This is a genomic window from Sulfitobacter sp. AS59, from assembly GCF_038899995.1.
Lineage (GTDB): Bacteria > Pseudomonadota > Alphaproteobacteria > Rhodobacterales > Rhodobacteraceae > Sulfitobacter.
This window is the reverse complement of sequence record NZ_JBBMQK010000017.1, coordinates 1-10,601: the sequence shown is the minus strand read 5'-3', so window position 1 is coordinate 10,601 and position 10,601 is coordinate 1. Positions and strand designations below refer to the sequence as shown.

The following is a 10,601-nucleotide window of genomic DNA, read 5'->3' as shown; positions in this document are numbered from 1 at the left end:
TGATCTCCTTCGTGTTGAAGATCAGCAAACTACAAATCGCAGCTTACGTCAGTGTCCGATTTTCGGGGGGTAGCTCAGTTCGCAAGCATGAGCAGACGAGGGAATTGTCATCCCTCTCACACATGTAAACATGTGTTGACGGGCAACGGATAATGCCGTCGCAGAGAGCTTCTTCCAGCTTTTGAAACGAGAACGAATCCGGCGGCGCACCTACCTCACACGTGACGCCGCTAGACAGGACGTGTTCGATTACATCGAGATATTCTACAATCCGACACGTAAGCACACAAACAACCGCATGCTGGCACCGATTGACTATGAAGCAAGAGAGTTAAAACTGAACAAAGCAGGCGTCTAGGAAACTAGGGGCACCTCATATTGTCCAATCGCGCCCCACTTCTGTCGATTGTTCAAAGTTTCACTTGGCACCGGGCTTTAGTGGGCCGGGACCATCGGAAACCGAACAGCTTGTACGCGTCCCACGCTTGATCTACTTGGTCAAACCCAAGCTTGAGAACCATGCTCCAAGACGGCCTATTGTCCGAATCTATTGTAGTGAGTGCTGTCGTAAAACCTCGTTCTTTATAGTATTCGTGCATGTGCTGGATAACCAACAGGCCTGCGATAGAACCCCGGCTGCCGGGAACGACAAAACCTGCGAACTGAAACAGCTGTCCCTCACCGACCTCGACAGTATTTTTCCATAGGTGTTTGTCATAGAAGTCATCGGTGGCCACGAAACTATAGGCAATTACATCATCTGACTTTACGGCAAAGAATGCGGTCATGCCGTTCGCGACATACTCGCGGAAGAAATGGGCCCGCTCGGGAAAGCTGGCGATCATCAGTGCTAATTCTGCTTCGTTCGAAGCTATTTTTACGGTTGTACCTTTGGGATCTAGCTTTCTGAATTTGCTAGGACGGTCGAGCGGTTTACTGAAAAATAATATGTGATCCACATCGTAAATGTGGTCCCGCGTAAACTTACGAATTCGCGTGAGAAGTGAACTCCGACTGGTAGATTTATTAACTGTCATTTAATTTGTCTTTCCTATGGGATCAATCATGATTATAATTCGTACCATAATTTCCTCTCTTGTGAACTTATTATGAAGATAAGGCTTTTCGAAGATCTTCTCGACCCGACACTTGAGAGTGCTGCATCTGCTGTACAGTTGTGGCCTTCGGCATCAATCACTCAGCACATTGCTTGGCCTAGCGTCGCTGTACCGTCGCGGTTGCAACACTATCTTACTTTTAGTTGCACCGATGAGGCGGGCCAGACCATTTCCGTCGGATGTGTGCGCTTGACCCAACTATGGCGCGGCCGGTTTTCCGCGTCCATTAGAAGAGGGCCTTGCACTCAATCTCCAGAAGATCTTGGGAGAGTGATGCCCGTCCTTGAAGCAGCGCTGCACAGATATGGTGCGATATCAATTTCGGCCAATCCAATTTGGAAGGATGAAGACGCACAGACCTGCGAGTCTGTGTTGGCCCAGATGGGATACAAGCGTGTGCCAGAATACGAGCAGACCCTGCCAACGGCGACTGCGCTCGTTGATGTTCAAATGTCTGAGGAGGATTTGCTACGCAGCTTTTCAACCCGGCGAAAGAGAGATCTTCGTGCGGCGCGTGCTGATAATATGCTGGTACGCTCTGTCGAATCGATTGATGAAGCGGTCCAGTTGACCACAATCATGCGCGAGATGGCCAAACGCACGGGTTTGGAGATCGACGGCAGACATGATTTCCGCTCTCAGTTTCATTTTTTCAAAGAGCGGCCCCATCTGGGCTTGATAAATGTTGCATCTCTAGACGGCCAGATCGTTGGTGGCTCGGTCAGTTTCTTTGAAGGCGACCGCAGTCTCTTGAATATCGTTACGGCTGTTCCGGGACTGAAAGGTGGCCGCAGTACATCGCTTTATTGGCAGGCCATGCTGGACGCGAAGAATCATGGCTGCAGATGGCTGGATCTGGATGGATATCCTGATCCGAGAGAGCCCAGCGATCCATGCGAGGCGGGGCGGCAAGAATTCAAGGACAGCTACAGACCGCAGATCGTGACGTTGCCGCCGATGATGTCCCGAGTGTTGCGGCCGATCGAGGCGCTCACATATCGCAAGATCAGGCGTCTTTACCGCAAGTCGAAATGGAAGACGCAGATCAAGGCGCTTCTACAGCAATCTGGCTGAAAATGTCGTGGCAAACTTAAAGTCGGCTTGCCAGTTCTTGGCCACGCCACGTTTGTGATATGTTCTTTGTCCCAGGAACATGTCGTTTCACTCGCGTCGTAAGTGCGATAAGATTATCCGGATCCGACGACTTGGTAAAAGTCCGATGAGGTAGCCCCCATCGGACTTATTTTTTTCTGCAGGCCGCATTTCAATTAGCCTGACGTGAAGTCTGCAATTCGCTTTTTAGGCTAGAGAATCTCATTGTAGAGCGTGCGCTCTGCTTCGAAAGCACTGATATAGAAACTGTCTCCAGCGTCGGGCGTCAGCTCAAGGCGGTCGAAAGCCACGCCAGGATCGAATATCAGTTGCGAGCTGCGGAGTTGCAGATCAACATCAGAGACAACGGCACCATCACGGTATGCGGTGACGTTGACGCCTTCACCCCTGCTGACCGATCCCAACTGAGCGCGGAATAAAAACGCATCGTCTGCCGCGCTGTCGTCGTCGAAGCGGATGCTAAGCGTTTCGCCCGAACTTAGCTGACTGCCTTGATTCAAGTTTTCCCCAGCGTGATAAACCCCGAGTTGCCCATCGTGAACTGTAACAGTGGCGTTGCCGTTTGCGCTGGATGCTTGAAGTGTCATCTTCAACTCCGGAATAGAAACGGATTGCAACTGGGTCTGTGCCTCGACTTTGATCGGTGCGAAGACAAACTCATCTAACGATTGTTCGACGAGTGTTCGGGACCCATTCGAGGACTCCAGCGAAAGGTTGACGGTGACGGAGGAACCATTGGCTGCCTCCGGCGCTTCTTGCTCAACGGGAGTTTCGGCTGATGGACGATCCGCAAAATAGTCGCTTTTTTTTGCGCCTTGAGTATTGTTGGAGATAGAGACATTAGCCCCCAACCGTGAATAGTCGGATGCCACGGCAACCGGCGTCCCATCGGTATCTGAGAAGTTATTATCGCGAATGATAAAGTTTCCGACGGCTGCGTTGTTCTGACCGGATGGAATTCCAAGCAGATTGATGTCGGACCGGTTCGTGCCGTTGCCGGTATTTATGATTGTGTTGTCTTCGATGACCAACGCGTTGCTAGAACCTTTGTGATGGTCAGCGTAGTAGGCAATGCCGCTTCCACGCGCGTTTTCGATGAGGTTGTTACTGATAACTCCTGAGCTGCGCACTGAGATCGCGTTTTCATCGATGGAATTCAAGATATGGTTCCCGTCAATCAGGAAATCTGTGCTCTGGATATACAGGCCGTGGATGCCGGGCCTCGAATCGTTAGTACCACCGCTCGTGCCGGTGGACTCGATGGTGTTGTTGAGGATCTGAAGCCCAGGATGGTCGACTCCTCTTTCCTTGTCTTGAGCTGCGATAATCCCATCGCGGCCAGTATTTCTGATTGTGCTGGCTTCGATCACCACATTGGAGGTGGATCCTGTCGAACTCAGTCGAATACCGTAACCACTTACATTGTCGATAGTGACATTTTCGATGCGCAAGTTGTCAACGTTGCGAATCATCATGCCGTCACCATTAACATTCTTGATCGTGATATTGCGGATCAGAGTGTTGTCCCACTCTGGACCAATGATATCCATGCTCGATGTAAGTGTAAGGTTTTCGATTACTCTGTCGTAAGTCGCCATGGGTGGCCTCCTGCCAATTTATTTTTTCTGTGCCAAAGTTAAGTTAAAAAGCGCGCCAACTGGGCTAAAAGAAAGGAAAACTCCTGTAGTTTACGCTTTTATAACTGAAAATGGCCCGAAACGTTGTTTGGTCGTGAGGTCTTACACGATCAATCTTTTCAAAAAAGTTAATTTAACCGTTTGGTAAACTCAGACGCAGGAATTCGCTTATTGGGCAGCAGAATGTCGCTAACGCTTGGTGTCCGAGATCGGAACAGTGGTATTTTGGCCCTGTCATTTTCCTCGTAAGTCTGTGAAGTCCGCAAATCTTCTCAACTCTAAAGGTTCCTGATGAATACTGATGTCACAGATCGTGGCTTGGACGAACTACGCGCTGTGCGTCGTCGCGCAGGATTGCTGTATTGTACGGTCGCGGTCTTTAGTTTCTTTTCCAATCTATTGATGCTCACTGGACCTCTTTACATGTTACAAGTGTATGACCGGGTCCTGAGCTCCGGATCTGAAGAAACGTTGATCGCGCTTTCGCTACTTGTTGTCTTTCTTTATACGGCAATGGGGGTTTTCGACTATGTCCGGGGACGCATTATGGCGCGGATCGGGGCACGGTTTCAGGCCGATCTTGACCGCCGTGTCTTTGATGCGGTCGTGCGGAAGTCTTCGGTTGCACCCGATTCAAACACAAATGCAGGCCTTCAAGACCTTGATGCTGTTCAGCGGCTGATCACGTCGCCTGTTTTACTGGCAGCGTTTGATCTTCCTTGGACCCCTATATTCTTTGCTGCAATCTTTCTGTTTCACCCGATGCTTGGGTGGCTTGCCGTAGCTGGTGCGGTAATTCTGATATTCATCACTATTGCCAACCAGATTCTAACGCGGGTCAGTCAGGCAAAGGCTGGTCTCGCCGGGCAAATAGCCACGTCCATCTCGGATCAGATGCGAACCGAGGCCGAGATGGTTCAGGCAATGGGCATGCGCGAAGCCACTTTTGAACGTTGGCAACTTGCACGAAGTGATGCGCTGGATCATCAAATGCGTGCCGTAGATGTTGGGGGCACATTTACGTCGCTCAGCAAGACGCTGCGATTGTTTTTGCAATCAGCCATGCTTGGTTTGGGGGCTTGGTTGGTCTTGAGGGATCAAATGACGGCAGGCGCCATTATCGCAGGGTCGATCCTGTTGGGGCGCGCCCTTGCCCCAGTCGAGGTGGCGCTTAACCAATGGTCGCTGGTTCAGCGCGCACGCACCGGATGGGATAATCTTGCGGTGCTGCTGGGTTCCGTGCCGGTAGAGCCCAAGCGCACGACCCTGCCGAAACCCAAGGCGCGTTTGGAAGCCAAAGGTCTGACTGTCATACCGCCGGGCGAGAAGCGGGCAGCACTTAGGTTGGTGGACTTCGTCGTGGAGCCGGGTCAGGCGGTTGGCGTGATTGGCGCGTCAGGTGCTGGCAAGTCAACGCTTGCGAAGGCACTGACAGGAGTCTGGTCTCCGACTGCGGGGAATATTCGGCTGGATGGGGCATCCTTGGACAACTATGGGCCAGAAACGCTCGGGCGGCATATCGGATATCTGCCCCAGCGGGTTCAGCTATTTGATGGCACAATCGCGGAAAACATCGCGCGGCTTGCTCGAAATCCGGACGATGCAAAGGTTGTTGCAGCAGCCAAGCTTGCAGCGGCCCACGAGATGATCTTGGAACTGCCAGACGGATATGACACTGTCATTAGGTCAGGGCAGGTACGTTTATCGGGGGGGCAGATGCAGCGGATTGGGCTTGCGCGAGCTCTTTTTGATGACCCTGTCATCGTGGTGTTGGATGAACCTAACGCCAATCTCGACAACGTTGGGTCGCAGGCTGTCAACCATGCAATCCGTGCGATGAAGGAGAGCAGCAGGTCGGTTTTGATCATGGCGCACCGACCAGCCGCCATTCAAGAATGCGACGCTCTTATTGTATTGGAAAATGGTGTGTGTATCGCGTCTGGCCCCAAGGACGAGGTGCTTAAAGCCACGGTGTCCAACCATGAGAAAATCAAGTTAGCTCCAGTTAATGCAGGAGGCGTAAGATGAATAGTGCCAGCAAAGAGAGGTGGTCGGCGACCAGCCCTGTTATCATCGGCTTTATCTGTCTGCTCGTGTTGGTTGGTGGATTCGGCACGTGGGCCGTGACGACCAGAATCGCAGGTGCTATCGTCGCGTCAGGCAAGATCGAGGTAGATCGCAACAGGCAAATCGTGCAGCACGAGACGGGCGGTGTGGTATCCGAAATTCTCGTGGAAGAAGGGGATACGGTCTCGGCGGGGGATCTGTTGATCCAACTCGATCCAGAGCAGCTAGTTTCGCAGCTTGCGATTGATGAAGGGCAATTGTTTGAACTGGTCGCGCGCCGCGGAAGGCTTGAGGCAGAGCGCGATACGCGGGATACGATCAAATTTGATCCCGAATTGATTGCAGCCGGGAAAAGACGCCCCGATTTGCAAGAATTGATGAAGGGACAGCAAAACTTGTTCGACGTCCGCCGTTCTACGGTCGCGCAACAAATCGAACAGCTAGGTCAACGCAAGTCTCAAATTGGGTCGCAGGTTCGCGGGGTTGAGGCACAAGAGGAATCGCTAAGCCGGCAACTGGGCTTCATTGAAGAAGAGCTCGACAGTCAGACATCACTGCGCGACCGCGGACTGGCAAAAGCTTCGGCTGTATTGACACTGCAACGGGAGGAGGCGCGGTTGAGCGGCCAGATTGGCGAGCTTGCTGCGTCAAAGGCGGAAGCGCTGGAACGCATGACCGAGATCGACTTGGAAACTTTGAAACTTAGCACGGCAACGCGCGAAGAGGCGATCACGCAGCTGCGGGATTTGCGCTATCGCGAGCTTGAGCTGGCAGAAAAGCGTCGGGCGCTGATGTCTGAAATCGGCCGGCTCGACATTCGCGCGCCGGTATCCGGCATTATCTACCAACTACAGGTGCAGACGCCGCGTTCTATTGTGCGCGCTGCAGATCCGCTCATGTTTCTGGTGCCCCAGGATCGCCCCTTGGTCATTGTCGTGCGCGTTAAGCCAACTAACATAGATGAGATCGCCGTTGGTCAAAATGTTGAGCTGCGAATGTCGGCGCTTGATAGTCAAACCACGCCGCAACTGATGGGACAAGTTACGCAGATCTCTGCAGACGCGCTGGAGGACAAAGTAACCGGCCAGACATTTTATCGGGCTCAGATCATGCTGAAACCTGGAGAGGTGGAAAATCTTCCCGGAGAAACCATCCTGCTTCCGGGCATGCCGGTTGAGGCGTTTATCCGGACCAGCGATCACTCTCCTATGACCTATCTCTTCAAGCCGTTTGCCGATTACTTTGCCCGAGCATTTCGCGACAGCTGAAGTCACCAGACCAAACTTCGCGAAAAGCGTTGATTGGTCTGCAAAGTTTAAGGGCGCATTATAATCGGAATTCCGCCTTGACTGTGGCGCGAGCGGTCTGGCGGACTGAATGTTCACCTGCACCTATTGCCTTTATGGCGGCATTAGGTGGTACGTTACATCTCCGGGAAAAGTTCTAATAATCTTCGTCGTGGTCGCCGCGCAGGAAATGGATGTTGTCGATCAGTCGCGGTACAGCACGGGAATCGCGCGAGCCCAAGCCACAAGCCACGACCCGTCGCTTATCTCGAGGGAACCAGAATCCCGTACGGCGACCGGCGGCATTCAGGGCGTTGGGACTTATAAACGCGAACTCAGCAAACTCTACGTTTGCATCGCCAAATCGCTGACCGGCCACGCCAAGAAGAAGCGCATAGTCTCGTGGCTTGTCCTCGATGCAAAGAATGTCGGACACTTCACCTACCAAGTGCCCGTTCCGATCGGTGACACGGGTCACGATTATTCCCTTGATCGCGCCGTCTCGCCGCAAAACGTCTACCTCATATCGGCTAAACGGCGCGTCGCGGTAGCGCCACTGCATGCGCTCGGCGCTGCGCACACAAAGAAACTGATGGTGTTGCCGTGCCTCCAGCCAAAACGCGTCAATATCTGGACCAAATGTATCAAGTTGCTCAACACTCTCACCTTTGGTGGGACGCGGGCGGGCGCGGTTAATCAGCTCGTTACATAGGGTCGAAATGCTGTCAAAAATAGGTGATAGCACGGACAGCGCGGGTTTGCGTTTCGCCAATATCCCGCCAGCGAGATAAGTTCGAAAGCGGGTTGTGCGAAGTTCGGAAAGCGAGGCATCAAATCGGCGGTGAACGCCAAAACTGCGATCATTCGGAAGACCCATGCTTACGCCGACATCTGCCAGGCTATACATCGCTTTCATCAATTGCAGACCACGGCCCCGATGATCGGGATGAACGTGGTTTCCGATTGGCAAAAACGCGGGGCGCTCCGCACCGTCTAGCCAGATCGTGTCAGCGGCAATAATAGTACCCCCAACAACTGTTCCCTTGTGTTCAAGTGTCAAAAAGAAGGAGCCTGTCGGATGGCCGCTTGGGTGGCTTGCAAAAAGCCAAGGCAACGCCAAAGCTTTCTGTTCAACTGCGCGAGCATCAAAACTCAGGCGCATGAGGTCAAGATAGGTTTCACAAACATCGAGACCGCGTCGCCTGATTTCATATCTACCCATATCGCTTGATCAACCTTCGTCAGTTCATTTAACACTGCCGTCGCATCAAAAATTGTTAGACGATAACCTTCCAGATTGTCCGCAGAATACCGCGGACAATCCGAAAATATTCAAATTTGGTCTGGCTACGCAATGATTAAGTTTCTTAAATTAATCCTAAGCTATGCCTTTTTGAGAGAGAATCAAGTGCGGGTCAGTAGCTACATGAAAGGTAAACGATGCTGGCGGTGATAAGATCTCTGCGTGGTTCGGGATTCCTGCCGGTATGGTCTTTTTGCGTTCTATCACAGAGGTTCTTGGATTGATTTGCATTTTGTGAAGCACGCATCGGATTAGGGGTGAAGATGTTTTGTCGAGTATCGAGGTGCTACTGGAATGGTCGGCGTTTTCGCCGATCCTGACGCGTCGCCTGGGGAGGCCCGGAATCGGGCCGCAGGGCTATGATCCACTGATTTTGCCCAGATGCCTGCTGATGTCTGAGCCGAAGCTGGAGCGTGCGCTCAAGGTCCGGCTGGTTCTCGTGATCTTTTGTGAACTTGATTTTCCGGCCCGGTGCCGGGCGAGACCACCAATGTCCGGTCCCAGAATGCGCTTGTGAAGGGCGGTGTCTACGACGATCTGTTTTCAGAGGGCTGCCGCCAGATCGAGGGGCACGGGCTTAATCCGATCAGCGGCTCTGAACCGACTGGGAGCATGGTTTGCAGAGCTTTCTAGCGGCGCTTTCGACCATTCATGTTTAGAGATGGGATCCATCGCATGAAATTGGGTGCATTGAGTTTATGACTTTTGCAATATGCAGTATGGAGGTTCTCGGGTTGAAGTGCTAATCTCATGCGCTAGTTCGAATGGGTGGCGCGTGGTGCGTCAACTGTCAGGAATAATAAAGAGTACTACCCACTTCGAGGATCGATCCCAAAATCGCTTGTTGGATAGAAATTACGTGTGTAGGTGTTATTGGTGGATAAAATCGTTTTACTTCTTACCTTAGGGTATGGCGTCGGTGCGATGCTCGGCTTGTTTTTCGGCCTAACCCAGACGTTATGGCAAGGTTTGTTGGTCTTTTGGATTGGCGGAGCAGTTGCAACACTGGTTCTTGCTGTGGTTTTCAAGATTTGGCTCGGGAGTGGTCGAGATATTCGGGATGGTGACGGCAGCGCAAACATTAAGTTCATGAGGGACGCTGGCGCAACAGACCCCGGCAGAGCTCGCGCCCGTCCCTTGAAGAACGCGGCCAATTGGGGAAGGGGTCACGCTGTGAAGCATAAGGGTGTAAATGATGAAATCCAGTGCGAGCAATGCCACCATGACGCATCATACACTAATCGAAAAAAAACCTCGATTGATTAGGCTGCACTCTCTTACCTCAGTGAGGGTGGTATCGCGTGGGATGACAGTGTCCAGAAGCTCGCCGTTGACACAAAACTGCTGCCTGTTGATCGGGCAACCCTTCGGAAAACGGTCTGACGGGCTGGTCACCTCTTAATCCTTATAGCCAAAGCAATTTCACTTGCAGCACGGGGCGTTCTCGATCGGTCCCGGGCGCATATCAGCGAAGACGCGCAGACCCTAATTAAAGTTCGCGAAGAAATGGGGCTGCCACCTACAGCCCGCTTGAAGGATGTTCTGGATCGAACCCGCAATGATGCAGGCCCCGATCTCTAGCAGCCGAGATTGAATGCCATCTGCCGCGGGCCAGGCTGGTTGCGTCTCGTCTTTGGCCTCGGCGTGGCAGTTCTCCCGGCGAGCGGCTTTGAAAAAAGATCACACGTTGTGCCGGTCTCTTTGCTCAAGTACCGCGCCACTGACGCCTGTGCAGCTTCCTTGTATGTGGCCTTCTGCCCCGCCGGCACCCAGAGGCTGACCCGGTCCAGTCCCGCCGCACGCTTCTTATCTGTGGACACCTGCGTATAACGCGCATGTTCTGCCTTTTCCACTTTTGTCCGATTTCTCGGTTTCATCATAAAGTTTTTCGGCCACCCCGGCCGCTCCGTTATTCCTTACGATGATAACGTATGAGGTTTGATTCAAAACCTTTCGGGTCGGCGAAGACTGATATGTGGATAACCATCAATATGATGGTCTGAATAGCCCTTAGATTTGTAGACGCTTTCTTCCCTAACTTTGAGGCAAGGAGGCCGTTATGGGGAAGCCAAATTTC

7 protein-coding genes and 1 pseudogene are annotated in these 10,601 nt (G+C 52.4%); 5 read left to right on the top strand and 3 right to left on the bottom strand.

The window, feature by feature from the left end; genetic code table 11:
* Window positions 1-148: 148 nt before the first annotated feature.
* Window positions 149-358, top strand: a pseudogene (locus WNY39_RS17710) (IS3 family transposase); the annotation flags it as partial.
* A 52-nt stretch (window positions 359-410) separates the two neighbouring features.
* Here the strand turns inward: WNY39_RS17710 and WNY39_RS17705 are convergent.
* Entirely contained in the window at window positions 411-1,037 is a 627-nt protein-coding gene (locus WNY39_RS17705) for a hypothetical protein (RefSeq protein WP_342847696.1), read from the bottom strand.
* A 270-nt stretch (window positions 1,038-1,307) separates the two neighbouring features.
* Between WNY39_RS17705 and WNY39_RS17700 the strand changes: the two genes are divergently transcribed.
* The gene (locus tag WNY39_RS17700) at window positions 1,308-2,192 is read left to right on the top strand and encodes a GNAT family N-acetyltransferase (protein ID WP_342847694.1); all 885 of its coding nucleotides are present in this window, start codon (window positions 1,308-1,310) and stop codon (window positions 2,190-2,192) included.
* Window positions 2,193-2,422: 230 nt separating this feature from the next.
* Here WNY39_RS17700 and WNY39_RS17695 read toward each other — a convergent pair whose 3' ends face one another.
* Complete coding sequence (locus WNY39_RS17695) at window positions 2,423-3,829, bottom strand: right-handed parallel beta-helix repeat-containing protein (protein ID WP_342847692.1); 1,407 nt, start codon at window positions 3,827-3,829, stop codon at window positions 2,423-2,425.
* A 330-nt stretch (window positions 3,830-4,159) separates the two neighbouring features.
* Between WNY39_RS17695 and WNY39_RS17690 the strand changes: the two genes are divergently transcribed.
* Both WNY39_RS17690 and WNY39_RS17685 read left to right on the top strand, forming a co-directional pair.
* A complete protein-coding gene (locus WNY39_RS17690) occupies window positions 4,160-5,896 on the top strand; it encodes a type I secretion system permease/ATPase (protein ID WP_342847690.1) in 1,737 nt (578 codons plus the stop codon).
* Window positions 5,893-7,203 carry an HlyD family type I secretion periplasmic adaptor subunit gene (locus WNY39_RS17685; RefSeq protein WP_342847688.1) on the top strand — a complete coding sequence of 437 codons (1,311 nt, stop codon included), beginning with the start codon at window positions 5,893-5,895 and terminating at the stop codon, window positions 7,201-7,203. Before WNY39_RS17690 ends, WNY39_RS17685 begins: the two co-directional genes overlap by 4 nt.
* A gap of 175 nt (window positions 7,204-7,378) precedes the next feature.
* On the opposite strand, the gene WNY39_RS17680 is transcribed toward WNY39_RS17685, so the two are convergent.
* Window positions 7,379-8,443 (bottom strand): hypothetical protein, encoded by a 1,065-nt coding sequence (locus tag WNY39_RS17680; protein WP_342847686.1) that lies wholly within the window; start codon window positions 8,441-8,443, stop codon window positions 7,379-7,381.
* Window positions 8,444-9,400: 957 nt separating this feature from the next.
* On the opposite strand from WNY39_RS17680, the gene WNY39_RS17675 reads away from it, so the two are divergent.
* The gene (locus WNY39_RS17675) at window positions 9,401-9,790 is read left to right on the top strand and encodes a hypothetical protein (protein WP_342847684.1); all 390 of its coding nucleotides are present in this window, start codon (window positions 9,401-9,403) and stop codon (window positions 9,788-9,790) included.
* Window positions 9,791-10,601: the final 811 nt, after the last annotated feature.